The sequence below is a fragment of the Bacillus massiliglaciei genome (assembly GCF_900098925.1).
In the GTDB taxonomy this organism is placed as follows: domain Bacteria; phylum Bacillota; class Bacilli; order Bacillales; family DSM-1321; genus Peribacillus; species Peribacillus massiliglaciei.
This window is the reverse complement of record NZ_LT622358.1, coordinates 235,106-255,648: the sequence shown is the minus strand read 5'-3', so window position 1 is coordinate 255,648 and position 20,543 is coordinate 235,106. Positions and strand designations below refer to the sequence as shown.

At 41.5% G+C, this 20,543-nt stretch carries 23 protein-coding genes; 2 read left to right on the top strand and 21 right to left on the bottom strand.

The annotated features are described in order from the left end of the window. Position 1: 1 nt before the first annotated feature. Both der and BQ4305_RS09645 read right to left on the bottom strand, forming a co-directional pair. Positions 2-1,312, bottom strand: coding sequence for a ribosome biogenesis GTPase Der (der, locus tag BQ4305_RS09650; RefSeq protein ID WP_110927601.1), 1,311 nt, complete (start codon positions 1,310-1,312; stop codon positions 2-4). A gap of 333 nt (positions 1,313-1,645) precedes the next feature. After that, positions 1,646-2,257, bottom strand: a complete 612-nt coding sequence (locus BQ4305_RS09645; protein WP_456061850.1) for a YphA family membrane protein — start codon at positions 2,255-2,257, stop codon at positions 1,646-1,648. Between the two features lie 88 nt (positions 2,258-2,345). Here BQ4305_RS09645 and BQ4305_RS09640 point away from each other — a divergent pair, with 88 nt between their 5' ends. Next, the gene (locus BQ4305_RS09640; protein ID WP_110927599.1) at positions 2,346-2,477 is read left to right on the top strand and encodes a YpzI family protein; all 132 of its coding nucleotides are present in this window, start codon (positions 2,346-2,348) and stop codon (positions 2,475-2,477) included. Between the two features lie 70 nt (positions 2,478-2,547). On the opposite strand, the gene rpsA is transcribed toward BQ4305_RS09640, so the two are convergent. From rpsA to BQ4305_RS09550, 18 genes are all read right to left on the bottom strand, one after another. Beyond that, the gene (rpsA, locus tag BQ4305_RS09635) at positions 2,548-3,681 is read right to left on the bottom strand and encodes a 30S ribosomal protein S1 (RefSeq protein ID WP_110927598.1); all 1,134 of its coding nucleotides are present in this window, start codon (positions 3,679-3,681) and stop codon (positions 2,548-2,550) included. Positions 3,682-3,864: 183 nt separating this feature from the next. Continuing rightward, the gene (locus BQ4305_RS09630) at positions 3,865-4,452 is read right to left on the bottom strand and encodes a lysophospholipid acyltransferase family protein (protein ID WP_110927597.1); all 588 of its coding nucleotides are present in this window, start codon (positions 4,450-4,452) and stop codon (positions 3,865-3,867) included. After that, positions 4,449-5,129: a (d)CMP kinase gene (gene cmk, locus BQ4305_RS09625; RefSeq protein WP_110927596.1), complete on the bottom strand. Its 681-nt coding sequence runs from the start codon at positions 5,127-5,129 to the stop codon at positions 4,449-4,451. Before cmk ends, BQ4305_RS09630 begins: the two co-directional genes overlap by 4 nt. Before the next feature lie 221 nt (positions 5,130-5,350). After that, positions 5,351-5,536, bottom strand: coding sequence for a YpfB family protein (locus tag BQ4305_RS09620; RefSeq protein ID WP_110927595.1), 186 nt, complete (start codon positions 5,534-5,536; stop codon positions 5,351-5,353). 63 nt (positions 5,537-5,599) lie between these two features. After that, positions 5,600-6,259, bottom strand: a complete 660-nt coding sequence (locus BQ4305_RS09615) for a flagellar brake protein (protein WP_110927594.1) — start codon at positions 6,257-6,259, stop codon at positions 5,600-5,602. 114 nt (positions 6,260-6,373) lie between these two features. Continuing rightward, positions 6,374-7,726 carry a germination protein YpeB gene (gene ypeB, locus BQ4305_RS09610; RefSeq protein ID WP_110927593.1) on the bottom strand — a complete coding sequence of 451 codons (1,353 nt, stop codon included), beginning with the start codon at positions 7,724-7,726 and terminating at the stop codon, positions 6,374-6,376. Between the two features lie 12 nt (positions 7,727-7,738). Continuing rightward, the gene (gene sleB, locus BQ4305_RS09605; RefSeq protein ID WP_234396939.1) at positions 7,739-8,548 is read right to left on the bottom strand and encodes a spore cortex-lytic enzyme; all 810 of its coding nucleotides are present in this window, start codon (positions 8,546-8,548) and stop codon (positions 7,739-7,741) included. Positions 8,549-8,693: 145 nt separating this feature from the next. Next, positions 8,694-9,356: a glutamic-type intramembrane protease PrsW gene (gene prsW, locus BQ4305_RS09600; RefSeq protein WP_110927591.1), complete on the bottom strand. Its 663-nt coding sequence runs from the start codon at positions 9,354-9,356 to the stop codon at positions 8,694-8,696. An 83-nt stretch (positions 9,357-9,439) separates the two neighbouring features. Beyond that, positions 9,440-10,408 carry an asparaginase gene (locus BQ4305_RS09595; protein ID WP_110927590.1) on the bottom strand — a complete coding sequence of 323 codons (969 nt, stop codon included), beginning with the start codon at positions 10,406-10,408 and terminating at the stop codon, positions 9,440-9,442. Positions 10,409-10,422: 14 nt separating this feature from the next. After that, complete coding sequence (locus BQ4305_RS09590; protein ID WP_110927589.1) at positions 10,423-11,397, bottom strand: YpdA family putative bacillithiol disulfide reductase; 975 nt, start codon at positions 11,395-11,397, stop codon at positions 10,423-10,425. A 122-nt stretch (positions 11,398-11,519) separates the two neighbouring features. Beyond that, positions 11,520-12,797 (bottom strand): Glu/Leu/Phe/Val family dehydrogenase, encoded by a 1,278-nt coding sequence (locus BQ4305_RS09585; protein ID WP_110927588.1) that lies wholly within the window; start codon positions 12,795-12,797, stop codon positions 11,520-11,522. A 204-nt stretch (positions 12,798-13,001) separates the two neighbouring features. Next, positions 13,002-13,583, bottom strand: coding sequence for an adaptor protein MecA (locus BQ4305_RS09580; RefSeq protein ID WP_110927587.1), 582 nt, complete (start codon positions 13,581-13,583; stop codon positions 13,002-13,004). 170 nt (positions 13,584-13,753) lie between these two features. Continuing rightward, on the bottom strand, positions 13,754-14,536 hold the full coding sequence (locus BQ4305_RS09575) for a metallophosphoesterase (RefSeq protein ID WP_234396921.1): 783 nt from the start codon (positions 14,534-14,536) through the stop codon (positions 13,754-13,756). A gap of 138 nt (positions 14,537-14,674) precedes the next feature. Next, positions 14,675-15,133, bottom strand: a complete 459-nt coding sequence (locus BQ4305_RS09570) for a DUF2663 family protein (RefSeq protein ID WP_110927585.1) — start codon at positions 15,131-15,133, stop codon at positions 14,675-14,677. Between the two features lie 263 nt (positions 15,134-15,396). Further along, positions 15,397-16,176, bottom strand: a complete 780-nt coding sequence (locus BQ4305_RS09565; protein ID WP_110927584.1) for a LysM peptidoglycan-binding domain-containing protein — start codon at positions 16,174-16,176, stop codon at positions 15,397-15,399. A gap of 14 nt (positions 16,177-16,190) precedes the next feature. Beyond that, the gene (locus BQ4305_RS09560) at positions 16,191-16,781 is read right to left on the bottom strand and encodes a CPBP family intramembrane glutamic endopeptidase (RefSeq protein ID WP_110927583.1); all 591 of its coding nucleotides are present in this window, start codon (positions 16,779-16,781) and stop codon (positions 16,191-16,193) included. Beyond that, positions 16,771-18,279: a RecQ family ATP-dependent DNA helicase gene (locus BQ4305_RS09555; RefSeq protein WP_110927582.1), complete on the bottom strand. Its 1,509-nt coding sequence runs from the start codon at positions 18,277-18,279 to the stop codon at positions 16,771-16,773. Before BQ4305_RS09555 ends, BQ4305_RS09560 begins: the two co-directional genes overlap by 11 nt. A gap of 4 nt (positions 18,280-18,283) precedes the next feature. Further along, positions 18,284-19,339, bottom strand: a complete 1,056-nt coding sequence (locus BQ4305_RS09550) for a YpbB family protein (RefSeq protein WP_199880639.1) — start codon at positions 19,337-19,339, stop codon at positions 18,284-18,286. Between the two features lie 268 nt (positions 19,340-19,607). On the opposite strand from BQ4305_RS09550, the gene BQ4305_RS09545 reads away from it, so the two are divergent. Continuing rightward, the gene (locus tag BQ4305_RS09545) at positions 19,608-19,856 is read left to right on the top strand and encodes a ferredoxin (RefSeq protein ID WP_110927580.1); all 249 of its coding nucleotides are present in this window, start codon (positions 19,608-19,610) and stop codon (positions 19,854-19,856) included. Positions 19,857-19,940: 84 nt separating this feature from the next. On the opposite strand, the gene BQ4305_RS09540 is transcribed toward BQ4305_RS09545, so the two are convergent. Further along, complete coding sequence (locus BQ4305_RS09540) at positions 19,941-20,522, bottom strand: ECF transporter S component (protein ID WP_110927579.1); 582 nt, start codon at positions 20,520-20,522, stop codon at positions 19,941-19,943. Positions 20,523-20,543: the final 21 nt, after the last annotated feature.

The window sequence follows — 20,543 nt, the reverse complement described above, 5'->3', positions numbered from 1 at the left end:
TCTATTTTCTGTGGCGCCCGAAGATCCTTATCGGAGTTCCTTCAAAATTGAAAGCATCTCTTATCCGGTTTTCTAAAAATCTCTCATATGAAAAGTGAAGGAGTTCAGGATCATTGACGAATACAACAAAGGTCGGCGGCTTTGTTGCCACTTGCGTTGTATAATAGATTTTCAGTCTGCTTCCATTATGTGTCGGTGTTGGATTCATAGCTACTGCGTCCATTATCACTTCATTCAGTACGTTTGTCTGTACCCGCATGGAGTGGTTTTCGCTGACCATATCAATGATTGGAAGCAATGTATGCGTCCTTTTCTTTGTCTTAGCTGATAAATAGATAATCGGCGCATAATCCAAAAATAGGAATTGAGCTCTGATGCTCTCTTCAAATTCTTTCATTGTCTTTTCATCTTTCTCAATCGCATCCCATTTATTGACAACAATGATAACGCCTCTGCCGGCTTCATGGGCATACCCTGCTATCTTTTTATCCTGTTCCCGAATGCCTTCTTCGGCGTTCAGTACAACAAGAACAACATCCGAGCGCTCGATAGCCCTTAATGCACGAAGGACACTGTATTTTTCAGTGCTTTCGTAAACTTTCCCTTTCTTCCTCATCCCCGCTGTATCAATGATGACATATTCTTTTCCATTATACTTATAAGGAGAATCGATCGCATCTCTTGTTGTGCCTTCAATATCACTGACTATGACGCGTTCTTCTCCCAACAGGGCATTAACTAATGAGGATTTTCCCACATTCGGCCGGCCGATTAAACTGAATTTAATGACATCGTCACCATAATCCTGGCCTCCGAATTGAGGGAAATGCTTGGCCGCTTCATCCAGCAAATCGCCGAGCCCCAAACCATGAGATCCGGAAATAGGGAAAGGATCGCCAAATCCCAATGAATAGAAATCATAAATTTGATCCCGCATTTCAGGGTTATCAATTTTATTTACGGCAAGTACGACTGGCTTTTTGGATTTATAAAGAATTTTAGCCACTTCTTCATCTGCAGATGTAACCCCTTCCCGTCCATTTGTCATAAAAATGATCACATCTGCTTCATCAATTGCAATCTCCGCCTGCTGACGGATTTGGTCTAAAAATGGTTCATCTCCAATATCGATCCCGCCAGTATCGATAATATTGAAATCATATGTCAGCCATTCTCCCGAACTGTATATACGGTCCCTGGTAACACCCGGAACATCTTCGACTATGGAAACACGTTCGCCCACAATCCTATTGAATATTGTCGATTTTCCGACATTAGGTCGTCCGACAATAGCAACTACCGGTTTCGGCACGCTTCATCACCCTTTCCTTCTTCTGTTGAAAGATCATAAACTCAAGCAGTTCCTGAATTCATGTGCTGTATACTGGTAAAACGGACTATGTTAAAATGAGTCAATCAATTCCCCTATTAATGGGTCAGCTTAACTTGCATTTATCATTTCTTAAATGGATTCATTGCAGCTCACAGGAGCATGGCTGCTTCCCTCAATACTGCCTGCCCGCTTATTCCAATCCTTCTGTGCCATTTCTATTGTCTACAGGCTTCTAACTATCCTATAGTAACAAATTTTTCTTCTATCAACAATCTTTCTCTAAAAAACAAAACACTTGCCATCCTTTATTTATCACTTTTGAAGAGGAACAAATCTTTCCCATTTTGGCTGTATAAAGGAAATAGCTTTTCTTCCTATAACAGCCATTCCCCATAAAACTAAGGTGCCTCCAATAATACCAACAGATTGATCTAGCCATGTATAAGACATCCCCTCATATTGAATGCCTTGATAGGATAACATTTCTGCGAAAAGAAAATCCCCAAGCGCCAAACCCAGACAGATCACCAAAAAACGATCCTTCCATGCTGGCTGAATCAGCCATGCCAAATAGTTCATCCCTGCTGCCAGCAGTAAGGATGCATCCATAATCAGCCAGACAGGGTCTAAAATTGAAAATATCATGAAACAGCAGTAGGCCATCATGATAATAAAGGAATGAATCAGGAATAGAAAAAGCTTGAATGGTGAATAGACTCTTATGTAATAACAAATAATAACGATTAGATAGATACCGCTTAGCTTGCACGAAACATGAAGCACAGGAATGGACCACCCTGACAAAAAAATGACAGACTGAATATGAAAAATCAGAGACGTTCTTTTCTGAACTGTTTGAGGTATAAAAAAAAGCAACACGACCCACGCCATCCACATTAGCCAATAAAAAAATACGCCCTCGATATTTACCCCTCCTCTAGTGATTCATTATGGCTATTATGGTAGGCATTTAAACCTTTATGCCATTCAAAAAAAGCAGGGAGGTGTTTTTTTGGGAAAGGACCGGCAAGAAAAGAAACTAAAGAATAGCAAAAGAGTGGAGTCAGACCGGGATCAATCATTGGAATATCCGGGAGCTACAAGGCTCGAAAGCGCAGAAAAAGCCAGAGAAAGAAATCAATAAGTGAAAGTCTTTCGATTTAAAGCAAAAGGCTGCAGATCCACGGATCTGCAGCCTTTTGGCTTATTTGACATTATTTTAATCTTTTCAGCTGATCTCCAATCATTTCACCCAATTGGAAACCTTTTGTTTCTTCTGGCATTTCGTACTCAGAAGGTGAAGCTTGAGGAGCCTCTAAATCCTTAATGCTGAGCGACAGGCGCTGTTCAGCTTCATTAACGTCAAGCACCTTCACTTGGACCTTTTCCCCTTCAGACAATACCTCATTCGGTGTGCCGATATGCTTGTGGGAAATTTGAGAGATATGCACGAGACCTTCTACACCAGGGAAAATTTCCACGAAGGCACCGAAAGATACAAGTCTCTTCACTGTGCCTTCCTGAACAGAGCCTTTAGGAGCTTTTTCGCTGATACCGAACCATGGCCCAGGCAAGGTGTCTTTTATAGAAAGAGAGATTCTTTCATTGTCCCGGTCAACAGAAAGAACCTTGACCTTGACCTTATCTCCTTCGGATACAACATCTGATGCTTTATCCACGTGCTGATGGGAAAGCTGGGAAATATGAACCAAACCATCAACCCCGCCAATATCTACGAAGGCACCGAAGTCCGTGATTCTCTGAACCGTTCCCTCGAGTTCCTGTCCGCTCTCGATTGTCTCAAGAATATCCGCCTTTTGCTTTTCTTTCTCATCCTGTACAACGGCACGGTGAGAAAGAATCAAGCGGTTCTTATCTTTTTCCAATTCTACAATTTTAAAGCTTAATGTTTTATTTTTATAATCACTGAAGTCTTCAACGAAGTGATCTTCAACCAATGATGCAGGAACAAATCCTCTTACACCAAGGTCAACGACTAGGCCGCCTTTGACGACATCCTTTACTTCTGCTTCGAAAACTTCTCCTGTTTCGAATTTTTTTTCAAGTTCTCCCCAAGCCTTCAGGGCATCCACTTTACGCTTTGAGAGAATAAGTGCTTCATCTTCGACTTTAATTACTTCAAGTTCCAGCACATCACCTTCAGAGACAGCATCCGATGCTTTTTCAACATGCAGGCTCGATAATTCGCTAATAGGAATGATGCCGCCAGATTTACTGTTTTCGACATCAACAAGCACTTGCTTCTCTTCCACTTTCGATACTGTTCCCTTTACTTGATCTCCAATGTTATAATTGTTGACTTCTACCTGGTTCATATCTTCTGTCATTACGAACTCCTCCTTAACCCTTGACTGCTCAGCAGATTTTCTCTATATCGGCCTGTATCTATTAAGGAATCTCAACAGGACAGCCTCCATAAGAGTGATTAAATAAGTTTTCTTTCATAATTCGGAATAAATCCCCTTTTGTATAAATTCCAACAAAACCCTGAAATTGTCAAGCAAGATGAATTATTTATTGGCTGACATTAATCCGGCGATTTCCTTCATAATAATTTCAGTCGCCTCTTCAGCTGACAATTTCTTATCTTCTGTGCTGTAGAGACTGAAGTCAATCGGTTCACCGTATATCACATCAAGCCTGCCAAATAGTTTATAAGGTCCGATAATGGCGCAAGGTATGACTTTTGCATCCGTACGGAGGGCGAAAAAACCGGCTCCGGCCAGTCCCTTTCCCAATTTACCATTCTTGCTTCTGGTTCCTTCAGGGAATAGCCCAAGCACTTTCCCTTCCTTCAGCAGCTTAATGCCGGTCCTGAGAGCTTCCCGGTCACTCATGCCCCTCTTTACAGGAAAAGCATTTACTTTTGGTAATATTCCCTTAAGCAAAGGAAGCTTAAACAGCTCTTCCTTAGCCATGAAATGAATATCCCTTGGGGAAGTGATTCCCACAATGAGCGGATCACGATTATCAATGTGGTTCGCACAAATCAAAATACCGCCTTCTGATGGGAAATTCTCCCGTCCTTTAGTTTTAACCCTATAGAAAGGACTTAAAACTCCTTTTACAACGTTTTTGCCAAATGTGTAAAAATTCAAATTCCCTGTATCCTTTCTTCCATCAAAGAGATAATCCGCTCAGCAACCTGCTGAATTGAAAGAGATGTAGTGTCGATCTCAATCGCATCCTCTGCTTTTTTTAATGGAGAAACTTCACGTTCTGAATCGAGCTTATCTCTTAATTTTATCTCTTCTTTTAATTTCTCTATATCTGAGGGAAAACCCTTTAAAATATTTTCCTGATGGCGGCGTTCTGCCCGCTCATCTACAGAAGCAATTAAAAACACCTTCAGCTCGGCACTTGGCAGTACATGGGTGCCGATATCCCGGCCATCCATAACCACTCCTCCATTTTCAGCAAATGCCTGCTGCCTCCGGACAAGCTCCTCTCTGATCTGACGGTGTTTCGCGACCTCGGAAACATTGCTCGTAACCTCATGATTTCTGATTTCAGAAGTCGCATTCTCCCCGTCCAAAAAGACAAGCTGTCCCTTTTCAGAAGGGCTCAATTGGATGACAGTCTCCATTAAAAGCTTAAATAGGGAAGTTTCATCAGACAGATTCACTTTATGGAGCAGCGCCTTATAAGTCAGCGCCCTGTACATAGCTCCTGTATCTACATATATGTAATTAAATTTTTCTGCTACAATTTTTGCAACCGTGCTTTTTCCTGCTGCAGCAGGCCCGTCGATTGCAACTGATATTCTCGTTTCCATAATGCCTCCCATTATCTTGACAGTCTTGCTGCATTCATTCCGCATGGCAGCTGTATGCGGCCATACAACTATATTTTATCATAAATTATCGAAAAATCATCTATTAATAAAGTATCTATATTCTTTCCCAACGCTTTCATTCATATAAAAAAAGCGGAAAAATTCCGCTTCGGGTTTTCATTTTAAAAAAGGAGAATCCTGCTGGATCCAAAACCAACTTTTTAGTCCGAGGATTCTTCAAAGGTCTCGATGATTTTTGTGTAATTGTCCTTATTGACTCCTTCATACCGGATAAGCTTATTCCATTCAAAAATTCCCGGATCCATTGCAATTACTGTCTGCGCAATAAGCAGGCAAATGAATTGGAACAGGATAATCTTCATAATAATTCGTTCTGCTGTCCGCATTCTCGGCACCCTCCGCATCGTTTTAGGAACAGTATCGGCCAAATGAACGAATATCATTCCAGGTTACAGCACGAGCCCTTTTTTCTTCATTTCAAGCTGTACTTCAAAAATATACCGGATGATTGTTTGAGTGTCTTTCTCTTCCATTTCAACAAAGCGGAGAGACAATTCCTTGATTCCATGCTCTTTTTCCGTTTCTCTAATAACAGCGCATTTCAATTTTAAATAACTTGTTCCCTCCTGCTGAAAGGGAAGGGCAATCCATAGATAGACAAAATCCGCCTCATTGATTTTCATATTCTTCTGTAACCTGATGGCTGTTCCGCCTGCACTGATATCCTCCGTCAAAGTCCTAAAAGGGGGAAATTCTCCATTCAGAGGATGAACCGCCGCATCTAAACTTGCTTCAAGCCTCATGAACTCCCGTCTTTGAATCTTAATAAAACTTTCTTCCGGCGGAAGCGAAATTTGAACCATCGGAATATGCCCTTTAATTTTCGTAAGTACATCGCTGCTGAACATGTAGGCAGCCCCTTGTTCATTTGAAAACACGGCTTTTAGCTGAGTTCCGTCAGGCAGGAAAATGACCTTCCCCGTCTCCATATTTACTGGATAATCTATGAATAGTGAATGATCATTCATTTCAACGACCATACATTTATATGCTTCCTGATTTTGTGCCAAACCCTCTTTCAAAGTCAGCGTATCTCCAATATTAAGCATACCATTCCCGTCCCTTTTCCAGGTATTCAGAACTAGTCTTTAATACCCTCTTTTTACATTATTATGTCATGAAATGAAAGAAAGGAAAAGTGCCTGCGCACTTTTCCTTTTGCCTTACAGTAATTTTTGATAAGCCGGCTCGGCATTCTTCAATTTTTCGATTTTTTCTTCACGTCCATTTTCCGCATTTATGAAAATCCGGTACGTATCATTTCCAATGGTTCCCAGAAACTCATGGCACAGCACTTCTTTGTCCTCATCATTCATGATGACTGCTTCACGCTGCTCCATTACCTTAACATTTGAATTAATTTTTTCCTTTGCCTGTGCAGCAGACAGTTTCGGCTTCTTAATACTTCTCTCTTTATTTGATTCCAGATAATCAGCAGCGGATACGCCGATGATGGTGCCATCATCCAGTGCAACCTTTACTTTCACTGAATCCGGGTACACTCGGACTCCGTCGATTACGGTTACAAAATTGAATAAACCGATATGATCGTACTGATTGCTTTCATATAATTGAAGTGACGTAAAGTCATGTTCTTTCAAGAAGTTTACTGCCTTTTTTTCCGCATCATGCAGGCTGAGTTTACTTTCTTTCACATCCCGGTTATTCATAAACCAAATTGGATAGCCGCCTTTTTTGGTGATATCCATATTCACTTCTAACCCAGACTCTGTGCTTGCATTAAGGCTGTAAAACCCGTATTTGGAACCTTTTTTATTCTCATCTGCCTGAACTTTAGCATCATCAGGAAGATTTGCATATTTTTCGAAGATAGACAGAGCTTCTTTTTTTGATATCAATTCTCCTTTTAAATTCTGGAAATTCTTATTCTTCTCTTCTGTGGACTTCATGCTTATATCATTTACAGAGTTCGCCTCACTGTATGCTGTTACTTTCTTTTCTACCGTTTTAAACCCATCGACAATCGTATTGTCTGCTTTTTCGTCACCGGATGCGAGTGCTGTTTCCACATCCATCCATTTTAAATTATTATTGATTACCTGATACTGAACTTTCCGCATCTCATTTTGAATATCTTCCGATTGTTTATACAGCGACTGCAGCCTTTTATATTCATCTGTTGTAAGCGGGTCTTTTTCAAGATCCCTAACGGCAGTTTTATATGTAAAATCGCCGATATCTGAAAGAAATTCTTCCGTTTTATTAAATGGAAGCAGTGCTAATGGCAGCTGTCCTACATCATTCTGTGCCTCTGAAGCCATCCGCCAGACCTCTGTCAAAGCAGGACTTAGAGAATGCCTCGTATTCATCGCTAAAGTGGAGCCAATTTTATCATGAAGAAGGTCCACTTGATAGCTTAAATCATGAAAAGCCCGCTGGTAGTTATTTTCCGCATTGATCATGACTGCATTTTTCTCTTGTCTTTCCGTATAGCCCCAATAAGCTGTCCCTGCAACCGCTGCGACCAAAAGTCCGATTATTATATTACGAATCATTTCGTTCACCCCTTAATGACAAAAAATATGTTTGCCGATTTGCTTGATTTGCGGTCTTGACCAAATCCATCCGCTAGTCGCTGTATCCGGGTTAAAATAATATTGAGCATTTTCGCTTGGATCCCAGCCATTAATAGCATCAATGACCGCTTTTCTCGCCGTTTCATTAGGTGTCAGCCAGATTTGGCCGTCAGCTACTGCAGTAAACGCTCTCGGTTCAAAAATGACCCCTGAAATGGTATTAGGAAAAGAAGGACTTTCCACACGATTCAAAATAACTGCGGCCACTGCTACCTGTCCGATATAAGGCTCTCCTCTAGCTTCGCCGTAGACGGCATTTGCCATCAGCTGGATATCATTTTCTGAATATCCTCCCGGGATACTGGCAGGTGTAGCCGTTTGTCCTGCCTGCTGTTCTGATGTGTTCTCTTCGGGAGCAGCCTGGCCTCCGGAAGAAGGATTTTTCACCTGTTTATCGATATCCATCCCGCCGTAATACGTGAATTCATTGCCTTTATTAATCTGTTCATGTACAAATTTCCCATTAAAATTAGAGGCGTTTGCAAGTTTCTGCTTGGTTGAGGCCCCGGCATATCCATCAATAGGCAGCCCGAAATCCTCCTGAAAGTTCCGAAGCGCCCAATAAGTACCCCATCCAAAGACTCCGTCTATCTTCCCATGATAGTATCCTATGTTTTGCAATCTCGCCTGAAGCTCAATGACATCATCTCCTACTGCTCCCTGCTGAATCACTTGCCCAGTAAAGGCTTTCGTCTCGGAAAATGGAAAAAAGGTGAATCCTAATAAACAACAAAAAAGCATTAGTAGCCATTTTTGCTTTGACGAAATGACTTTCATCAAAAACACTCCTCTTTTGTTAAAATAGTGTATCTCTATTTTCCGCTTCATCGATTGGATTATGCGAAGACGCATAAAAAAACGGAACCGGCAATTAATGCCAGCTCCGTTAACCTTGATTCACTTTTACTTCAGAGGAAACAACAGACAGCTTCACTTTCCTTAACCCAAGCCACCATAAGCCAATCATAAATGGCAGAATCCAATATTGCCAGAAATTAAAGGACATTAAAATATAATCATAAATTCCGTGCAGCAATACAGGCAGAAGCAATGCGATGAACAAATATACTTTATTATTTTTGCTGGAAAATTTAGCTTTCCCCAGATAATATCCCATAATCACACCAAACAAAGCGTGACTCGAAACTGGCAAAAGTGCCCGTCCAAATGCATCTCCCACACCATTAGCAATCAAATAAAGAATATTCTCCATGGTTGCAAATCCAAGGGATGCAGCCGCTCCATAAACAATGCCATCATACGGCTCATCAAAAGCTACATGCTGATAAATATAATAAATCAAAATAAACCATTTAAAAAACTCTTCCAATAAGGCAGCCCAAATGAATGCTCTGGCAAAATCGGCCTGGAAAACATTTTCCGTTTCCAGCACATACTGGACAAACATAATCGGAAACACCAGAATCACGCCATAAAGGAATGTTTTTGAAACGACCGAAATAGGTTCAGTTTCATATTGATCCTTCAAATAAAAATAGCTGAGCAGTGCCAATCCCGGCGCTATGCCAGCTGATAAAATGACCAGCATTAGCTGACCTCACTTTGCTTTTATTTCCTTCATCGTATCACGAAATCAACTAAAACGAAACTCTTGAAAAAGGCCGGGATTATTTAATATTTAAAATGTTTTTCGTCAACCACTATCTCGCTCGCAAGCGCAACAGCCAGTTTAATCCTGGCTTTTTTACTGTCATAGTCTGCACCAAGAATGACTCCGCGGCGCATAAGGTCTGCAGCGCTTCCTACATATTCGTATGCCGGATACACCTTGCCTTCCTCCGCACTGGTTGTCATAACCACAACTACGCCCTTTTCAATGGCAGACTGAATAGCGTCTACCATTATCGGGGTTGTCTGGCCTCGGCCAACCCCTTCCAATACAATTCCTTCAGCACCGGCAGAAACTGCAGCCTCAACCATGATACCATCTGCACCGGTATGGCACTTGATAATATCCACCCGTGGAATGGGTCTGCGCAGAACAAATGATTCAGCATGCAGAGGTTTTTGATAAATACTTACTACATCATTATCAATAATGCCCAAATATCCATATCCAAATGATACAAAGCCCTGCAAATTGGAAGCGTGTACTTTTTTTACATATTTTGCTGAATAAATCCGTTCATTGAAAACAACCACTACTCCCGCCTTTTCCAAGTGCAGACTTGCTGCAGTCAGGATCGAGTTCCTTAGGTTAGAATAGACATCAGTGCCTACTTCCAGCGGAGATCTTTGAGAACCAGTCACAACAATCGGCCGGTGATCAGCTACGGTGATGTCGAGAAAATAAGCTGTTTCTTCAAGAGAATCCGTTCCATGCGTGACAACAATCCCGGAAACTTCCGGATCCTCCAGTTCCCTCATAATCATATCCTTAAGAGCAAGCATTTTTTCAAAATCCATGAACATGCTCGGCACTTGGCTGAAATCAACGATTTTTATATCAATTTCTTTTGGGAGCTCACAGAGAGAAGCAAGCTCATTGCCGCTCAATGCACCTGAGGCAAGCCGGCCTTCTGAATTCTCCTTGCTGGCGATCGTGCCGCCTGTCGTAATAAGGGTGATCTTTTGGTTCATCTTTTTTCCTCCGTTTACTTTTTTTCTGAATGATGGACAATATGTTCTGCAATCAGGGCTCCGTGAAACCGGCCGTTCTCGATAAAAATTTCATTGGCATCGTTGCCGGCTGCGATAACACCCGCTATGTAAATTCCTTCTACATTTGTCTGCATGGTTTCAGGATCGTGGATAGGTTTTCCGGTCAGCGGGTCAATTTCAATCCCCATTTTCTGCAAAAACGAATGGTCAGGATGATACCCCGTCATTGCAAAGACAAAATCGTTTTTTATTTTTTTTGTGGATCCGCTCGCTTCATAAATAATACTATCCTCCGTAATTTCCCGAACATCAGCATTAAATTCCATGGTTATAATGCCATGACGGACTAAGGATTCAAATTCAGGCAGAATCCATGGTTTAATGCTCTTAGAATATTCACTTCCGCGATAAATAACGGTAACACGCGCACCGGACTTTACCAGTTCCAATGCAGCATCTACACTGGAATTTTTGCCGCCAATAACAGCTGTATCACATCCGAAAAAAGGATGGCCTTCCTTGAAGTAATGGAAGACTTTTGGAAGGGTTTCTCCTTTGATCCCCATATAATTCGGATTATCATAATATCCTGTTGCCACAACTACCTGAGAAGCTTCATAGTGATCCTTGGAAGTCCTCACCATGAAAGAACCATTGCTGTTTTTGGTGACTGACTCCACCTTTTCAAATGTCCGAACCCTTACGTCTCTCCGTCTTACTACTTCCCGATAATAAGAAAGAGCCTGGAGCCTTACCGGCTTCCGGTTTTCAGTAATAAAGGCGACGTCTCCTATTTCCAGTTTTTCGCTCGAGCTAAAAAAGGTCTGGTGGGTAGGGTATCGATAAATAGAATCCACGATATTTCCTTTTTCGATGACGAGTGCGCTTCTCCCTGCATCTGCAAGCGCAATGGCCGCCGCCAGTCCGCATGGACCTCCCCCAATAATGATAACATCTTCTTTGTTCAACTTGACCATCTCCTATTATCTAGCACAGTAAGCACTGCTTTTCTCCATTCATTTTAACAAAAAAACTCCTATCCACACATGATAGGAGTTTTTGCATATTTTTTCAATTGAAGAATTCAGTTTTAGATCCATCCTCGGAACCTGGATGCCTCTGCCATCTTGCGAACTCCAATCATATACGCTGCCAGACGCATATCTACCCGTCTGGATTGTGACAGTTCATAAATATTATTGAAAGAACGCACCAATATTTTTTCCAGCTTCTCTTCTACTTCTTCTTCCGACCAATAATAGCCTTGGTTATTTTGCACCCATTCGAAATACGATACGGTTACCCCGCCTGCTGATGCAAGTACATCCGGAACGAGCAGAATACCGCGTTCAGTCAAAATGCGAGTAGCTTCCATTGTTGTCGGTCCATTTGCAGCTTCTACCACAATTTTCGCTTTAATATTATGTGCATTCTCTTCTGTTATCTGGTTTTCAATCGCAGCCGGAACCAGGATGTCACACTCCAACTCCAGAAGTTCCTGATTGGTAATGGTATTTTTAAATAGCTTTGTCACCGTTCCAAAACTATCACGGCGATCCAGCAGATAGTCAATATCAAGGCCGTCCGGATCATAAAGCGCTCCATAAGCATCGGATATTCCTACCACTTTAGCTCCCGCATCATGCATAAACTTCGCCAGGAAACTTCCTGCATTTCCGAAGCCTTGAACAACGATTCTTGCTCCCTTCAGCTCAATGCCCAGCTTTTTGGCAGCTTCATTAATACAGATAGTTACTCCTTTGGCAGTCGCTGATTCACGGCCATGGGAACCGCCTAGCACGAGCGGTTTTCCTGTAATGAAGCCAGGTGAATTAAATTCATCCATACGGCTGTATTCGTCCATCATCCATGCCATGATCTGAGAATTAGTGAAAACATCCGGAGCCGGAATGTCCTTGGTCGGTCCTACAATCTGACTGATTGCCCGTACATACCCTCTGCTTAGTCTTTCCAGTTCTCTGAATGACATATTTCTCGGATCGCAAACAATGCCGCCTTTTCCGCCGCCGTAAGGAAGGTCAACGATGCCGCATTTAAGGCTCATCCAAATAGAAAGTGCCTTCACTTCTCTTTCTGTTACATTTGGATGAAAACGAATGCCTCCTTTAGTAGGGCCAACTGCATCATTATGCTGAGCCCGATAACCTGTAAATACTTTAACCGATCCGTCATCCATACGTACTGGAATCTTGACCGTCAATAACCGTAATGGTTCCTTCAATAATTCGTAAACTTCTTCCGGATATCCTAACTTCTCTAATGCTTTATGTATAACAGTCTGGGTAGACTTCAGAACATCATTTTTTTCTTCCTCATTAATATGGTCATTATTTTTCGCGGATACCATTTTATGGAACCTCCTACAGTCTTCGTTTACTGGCTTGGTGCCACCACATGTGATAGTATACACCTTCATTATCTATATGCAAAGGATAAAAAAAGGAAATATAGTCATATTTCCCTTTTTCGTGAAAACGCTGACACCAAGCTCTATTTTATTGCAATTCCCTGTTTTCTCTGCTTTAAACTGAAAGTCAGGGAGAGCAAGGCCTCATTTGAATTGGGAAGCCACTACCTGTATGGCGTTGCTGCATATAATCTCCTTTCCATATTCATAAAGAAAATGTATGGACAGGGTAGAAGAGCAGCCGTACTCAGATGCCATGGACAGTATATCCTCGAAGTTTTCCTCTTCTATGTTCTCCAAAAGCAAATAATACCTGCCTTCATTTACATAAAGACTGCTTTCCATACTTCCGGCTGTACAGGATAGAAATAATTTTGATAATTGAATAATATCTTCAAAATCCTCGAATACGTATAAACTATGATCATATTTATCGATTTTTACCTGAAAATCGATATACTCATCCTCATCTTCCGTCCAGAGCTCTTCTTCCTTCGTAACAATGATGACCAACCCTTGGGCAGGCAGCGAAAATATTTCGATTGCTACGGTACCGGTAATCTCAAAATCAAGCTCTTCGCAGGCTTCTTCTATCATATCCTGAAATAATTTATGCACTTTCAAGGAATTCCCAAGGATATCTTCCTTTGTAATGCCCTTATCTAATAAATCGTCTAATGTTAAAAAAATCTTAATTTTATTGTGGGTAATTCGTTCCAGCTTCATTATAAAGCCCCCTGCTAACCATCTTCATACATCATATGTTGATTGGTTTTCAAGGTGCATAGATCAGGCAATATCCGTTTTCTCCCACAACTTCTTCGATCAACAGCATCATATATGGCTGTCAGTCCATCTTTTCTATATTACTGGATTCCCGATCGTTCTGCGATTTTTCACTCCCGCTTATTCTGTTTCTCAATGGTTATTATATTTTGAGAAGCGGCTGAAACTGTCTCTCCTGTGCGAAGGATCAATAGATGGGTTTCCGGCTTAGCCCCCAGCCTTAAAGGAAGCCCGCTTGTTCCATAGCCATTGCTTGTAAGAAAGATGGTGTCACCTTCTTGTATCATTTTACCTGGCGGATACAGCCCTTTTCCAAACAGGCGGATTTGCCCTCCGTGAGTATGGCCAGAGAGAACCAAGCTGATTTCATGCCCTTTTATCTCCTGAAGCTGGTCCTTCACCTCCGGATTATGGCTGACAAGGATGTTAAAACTTTTATCCCTGACTGCATCAGCTTTTAATGCCAAGTCAAGCCGGTCTCTTTCTTCGGAAATATCCTCTATTCCTATTAAAGCAATGGTTTCTCCAGAGTCTGACTCAAGAAAGACTGCTGCATTATCAAGAATGCTTACATTTTGTTGAAGTAATATCCTATCCAGCACATGCTGAGGCACCTCATAGTCGTTATTTCCTCTTACAAAGTACACGGGAGCCAGTTCCTTCAATTTGATGATATTTTCCTTAACCCTGGAGAAAGGAACATTCTTCTCAGTTAAATCGCCGCCGATAATGACTGCATCTGCTCCTTTTATTTCATGAATGAGACGGTTAGAAATTTGTCTTCTATGAATATCCGAGATGAAAAATATACGAAATTCTCCAAAGCTGTCAGGAAAGCCGGGAAACTCCAGATGATGAACAGCCAGTCTGTCTAACAAAGCAGTTTGCTGCATGTGAAACCATAATCCGCCGCCAAAGAGCAACATAAAAAAAAGACCCAGGCAAAAAAGCAGCATTTTTATCCCTACTTTCTTTCATCTTTTGCTTGTCTTATCAATGTCTCCGAAAATATGCCGGGTCATGCCTGGACGTTACTTATTTTCCGTATATAAATTGATGTCAAATTGTTTTTTCATCATATCAAAAACCTTATGACGGTTCTTCCATTCCTCTTCCTTTTCCCAAAGCTGTTTGCTTTTTTGAATAATCTCACACCTTAACTTATGATATTCTTTTTCAGCCTTGTCCATTTTATTTTTTATTAATATTAAGTAGCCATACAAACCAATAACGGCAGCCAAAAGAAAAAAATGAATGAATGAACTGACAAATGCAGAAAACATGACGAAAAACGAATAAGAAAAAGGAATAACAATATAGAAATAGAGATACAGCATAAATAAGAAAAAAACGGACATGGCAAGGATTAAAATCTGTATATGTTTGTGCTTCAGTTTCTCGTATTTTTTCTTTTTTGCTACAACACTTTGAAGCATCTGTTTCGCTGCCTGATCGGTATGTTCATCCAATAAAATAATTGCAGACTCCATACGCCGCCCCCTATGCCTGTTTGATCACCTTAACTATATGTCATGGAAGCGGATTTAATGACGGCTTTACTTGTTCTATTGATAACTCCAAGTCACTGAGACGCCTTCATTATACCATTTATATCCAATCGTCCAGTTCCTTGATTTTTTTCAAAAAGCGGTAATATTTTTTCTTTTTATTTAATGAATCTGCCCAATAAAAAACACCGCTCATCATATGGAATTCTAAATGATAAGCAGTGTCTTTCTTTTAGGGCCGATGCTTATTTCTTTACAGGCACCTTCAAAACCTGGCCTGTAGAAATTTCATTGCCATTCAAATGGTTCAGTTCTTGAATAATGGCAACTCCCTCTTGGGATTTATAATAATTCATTGCTATACGAAAGATGGTTTCTTTCGGCTGAACTGTATGGGTAGTAATCTCGTAACTGGCTTGATTTTGAGCTTCCTTAGCAGCCATTTGTTTCGCTTCTGCCTGTTCTTTCGCTTTTGCATCCGCTTCTGCCTGAGCCTTTTTCGCAGCTTCCTCTTTTTCCTTCAAAGCTGCTTCCCGCTCGGACTCTTTCTTTGCCTCGGCTATCTCTTTCTGTTTGGCTTCTTTCTCTTTTGCCTCTTTCTCAGCCGCTTCCTTTTCCCTCTGTTTCTTTTCAGCTTCTTCTTTTTCTTGTTTTTCCTTTTCTTCCGCTTGGTCTGCTGCATCTTTATTTTGGAAATTCTCCGATTTAGCAGCTGTCGGAATCGTTTCTTCGGTTTCTTCGGTTTTTGCAGCAGGGACCTTTTTCACAACCTGCTGCTCTGTTTCTTCTCCGCCAGTAAAGTCCCATCCGTAATTATATAAAACCGTTATCCCGATTGGCAGCAGGATAAACAGACAAGCCAATAACTTAATTAAAGGAATTTTAGACTTCCTTTTCGCCTTTTTCTTCTTATGCTTATGGATTTCGCTTCTTTTTGGCAATGGCGCAGGCGTTTTCGATCGGGCAGACCTCATTTGGAGATTCTGCGGCTGCTGCTCATGCTGTTCATTGCTGGGCTTCATCATTTAAACCCCTTTCTTTAGTTCAGGTTCTTTCCTCGACTTTTTCGTTTAATATGCAAACCCAATAGTAAATCGATTAAAAAATGGGCTGTGATTGTAACAGCAAGGTTTCCAGTCCACTCAAACAAAAAGCCAACAAAAAAACTTAAGATGACAATGTTGAGGAACAGGAACCAATTATGCAAATATCGGATATGGACCGCGGCAAACACTAAGCTTGCCCAAAATAAGCCAATATGGGTCTGAAGCACTCCGCGAAAGAGAACTTCTTCACTGAAAGCGACCAAAAAAGTCATAATGGGTATCATCGGGTAAGAAAGGCTGCTAAAGATCCTCTCATTCACTCCGCCATCATCAAAGCAGTGCGCCGGGACCCATTTCATCATCAGCAAGTCCAAATAGACAACTGCGATACCGGCGGGTACACCTATTATCCAAATATCCGGATCTGTAACATGAAATAAGTCGAAAAAAGAAGAATAACTGTCAAATAAAATAATACCTAAAAAAAAGGAAATCGTTAAGAGAATTATTTGGGTATACAAGAGATTATAAAGTAATTCCCGATCCGTCAGTTCTTTTATCAGTTCCGCCTGCTTATTTTTCATGCGCGCCTTCTCTCACAGTCAATAGTTCAGCCAGCGCCTCTTTCCAGGAATGAAAGCTGTATTCCTTCTCCCTTGTCGGTCTCGGCAGGCTTGCGGAAATTTTTTCAGACACAGCGCCGCATTGATCGCAGCAGAATTCAATCTTCTTGCCGCTGCACTCTTCTTCGAAATAATGAAGCATCGATTCCCTTCGGCATGTATCCTTTTTTATCCATTCAGCGAATTCCATAATCTGGAGCTGGTTATAGGTGTTTCTTTTCTGACAATAACTTTTCATCTTTTCTGCGCTTCCCTGCATTTCATTATACAGCTGGAAAACGATTCGGCCTTGGACCTCACTCAGCGAGTGAAGGGCCATGAGGTGCTGCTGCATGTCTAAAGGCAGACTTTTTTCTGCCTGAACTCCTTCTTTTGCAAGAAAGGCCGATATGGCATCAATTTGTACATTAGAAGGAAGCTGCTGTTCTAACAGATGGAGCGGCAGCCCTTCATCCCCTTCGGCATATAACAGCACAGCTGCACTTTGTTTCCCGTCACGGCCGGCCCTGCCGATTTCCTGAAGATAAGACTCCATGGCACCCGGCATGTGAAAATGAATTACAAAACGGACATCCGATTTATTCACACCCATGCCGAATGCGCTTGTTGCACAAATGACCTTCAGCTGTCCGCGCAGAAACTGCTGCTGTATGAGCATCCTTTGATCTGGTTCCATGCCCCCATGGTAATGGGCAGCTCTTTCAATCCCCTTTTCTTTAAGATACAAAGCGGCATCTTCGGCTGCCTTTTTCGAGGAAAAGTAAATAATCCCTGAACCGGGAAACAATTTGCATAATGCAAAGAGCCGTTCCATTTTTTCTTGATAGGAGCCAACCTTTTCTGTCAGCATGGCAATATTCGGCCTGTCAACGGAAGCGACGATCTGTTCCGGCTCTTCCATTCCCAGACTCCGTACAATGTCTCTTCTCACTTTTTCTGTGGCCGTCGCTGTCAATGCCAGCGTAAGCGGATTCCCCAATTTCTCCCGCACCTTGCCAAGGTTTAAATAATCCGGGCGAAAATCATAGCCCCACTGGGAAATGCAGTGGGCTTCATCTACAACAAATAACCCTATATCGATTTTCTTTAACCTTTCAATCACCATGTTATAGGAGAGCATCTCAGGCGATAAAAAGATAAATCTGTATTTATGCAGGTGAACCAAGGCCTTCTTTTTTTCTGGCACCGTCAAGAATGAGTTAAAAGCAATGACTTGTTTTTCTCCCATCACTTTCAACTGCTCTGCCTGATCCTGCATAAGCGACAGTAAAGGGGAAACGATCAAAACCGGTTTTTCGAGCAGGTAGGCCGGTAGCTGATAGCATAATGACTTACCAGAGCCGGTAGGAAGCATTCCCAGCGTATGTTTACCTTCCATCAAAGAAGTGATAATTTCCCTTTGTCCCGGACGGAATTCCGAATAGCGGAATCTTTTGTGTAAAATCTCATCTGCATTCATTCCCTCACCTCACTTTTGCTAATACCAGTCGGATCTGAAAAAAGCTAACCTCTTTTTCTAATTGGCCTCGAATTCGTTTTAATTGTTTGGAGCCAGTCGCTTTGATCACTCTTTCTATCTCATCTTGAAGTTCAGGTGAAATATACTCAGCTATAGGGAACGTCCTGTCGATTAATACAATCTCTACAACATGATCTTCAATTGTACTGGTTTTCAGCCTTCTGATTTCCGCAATTTCCCTTATACTTCTCCCAGCCATTAAGTATTTCAGAGTGGTTTTGGTTGACTGGGTTAGAAAGGATTCCTTTTCTTCCTGAACCTGTTCGAGAAGGGAGCCCAATAAAACATCTTCTCCCTTCATCTCTTCCAAAGAGCGGATCATCATATGCAGGGATGCAAGGAACAAATAATGGATATTCCATCTATCCATTTGCTTTATTTCCGCTATTTGCTCCGTCGTTAAACCGACCTGACGGTATCCAGTCAATTTCATGACAAAAATATCCCGCTGGAGAGCCGGCTGCTGTTCAAGCAGCTTGGATAGTTCCATGAAAATATCTTGACCAAGATTTTCTCGATCCTGTCTGTGAATATGTAAAAAACTTTTTACGAATCGCTGGATTTTCGCATCCCTCTGTATCGGATAAAACTTGGGCTGGCTGTATACAATATGAGATACCGTCTGAATAAGCAAGTTGAGCCGCGACCAGAACAAAGCGGCAGACGCCTGATATCTCCAGCCGTCCAGCCCTTCCGGTATCGGATGGACCGATAAGTAGTTCTCGAGCTTTTCGGTTCCTTCATTTGTTACAACAAATATGTCCGGACGGCGTGTATGTTTAATCCATTCTTTCTTCAGGAAGAGCAGGCTTGTGCGCTCCAGCATGTCTCTCGTAACCGACGGCTGGGTGCCAAATAATCCTGTTAAACCGAATAAATGAGCGTCCTGTATTGTTTGTGACGATTTTTTTCCTTGCAGCATATGATAAATGGCAAACAGGGAACGTTCGCCGTTCAATTTTTGTATGGCGGTTAATAGGATCGCCTGAAAAAAATCCATAAATTTCACGTCCTGTTTCAATAAAAGCTACTACCTATATTGTATCAAAATTCCGGCAAGAAACGACTCTCTTTATAAGGTAAAGACAAAATTTCATTTTTCTGACATATAATGACGAAAAAGCTACAAGGCGCTTTATTGACTTTATCCCTTTGAGAATGGCTCTATCTAGACATTTTCTATTGAAAAGTTTAGAATTCAGTCATACAATAAGAAATAGACTAAACTCTATCGAGAGAGGTTTAAGTTACTAGGAGGGGTTTTATTTATGCCTAAATTTACTATAGTCGATAAAGACACTTGCATTGCCTGCGGTGCTTGCGGTGCGGCTGCACCTGATATTTATGATTACGATGATGAAGGTATTGCGTTTGTAACGCTTGACGATAATGAAGGTAAAGTTGAAGTGCCAGAAGTATTGATCGATGATATGATGGACGCTTTTGAAGGCTGTCCTACTGATTCCATTAAAGTGGCTGACGAGGCATTCGACGGAGATCCGTTAAAATACGAATAAAGCCCCCGTTTGATCCAACACATTACATTCCTATTCATCTTCGTTAAAGAAAAATCCCGGCGGAATTCCGCCGGGATTTTTCTTTTATGCATTTTTATAAGAAACCTGTTTATTAATCCAAGCGTCCATTTTAGCAAAGACAAGCAGGAACACAGCAGTCATCAGAATCCCTTTTACCAGATTGAACGGCAAAATCGCTGTGGTAACCATTTGCCTTGCCTCACTGGCAGACATCGCATCCCACCCCATGAACACTGTATAAGCAGGAAGGAAAACATAATAATTTAAAACACTCATTAAAATAGCCATAAATGCAGTTCCAACTAACAGTGCCAAAGTCATGCCTTTTTTTGTTTTAACCTTTTGATAGATATAATACACGGGCAAAATAAATAAAATACCTGCTACAAAATTAGCAATATGCCCAACCGGCACTCCCGTTGGACTTCCCGTCATAACAAAATCCAAAAGGTTTTTCAAAAATTCGGCAAGGATTCCGGCAGCAGGTCCCATGATCAACGCAGCAATCAGCACTGGAAGATCACTAAAGTCAATTTTCAAAAATGCCGGAAACCCCGGAAACGGAAAATTCAAAAGCATCAGCACATAAGAGATGCTCCCCATCATGGCAATAAGAACCATTTTCTTTACTTTGTTCATTTTCATAGCTCTCTCTCCTTCTTTTCT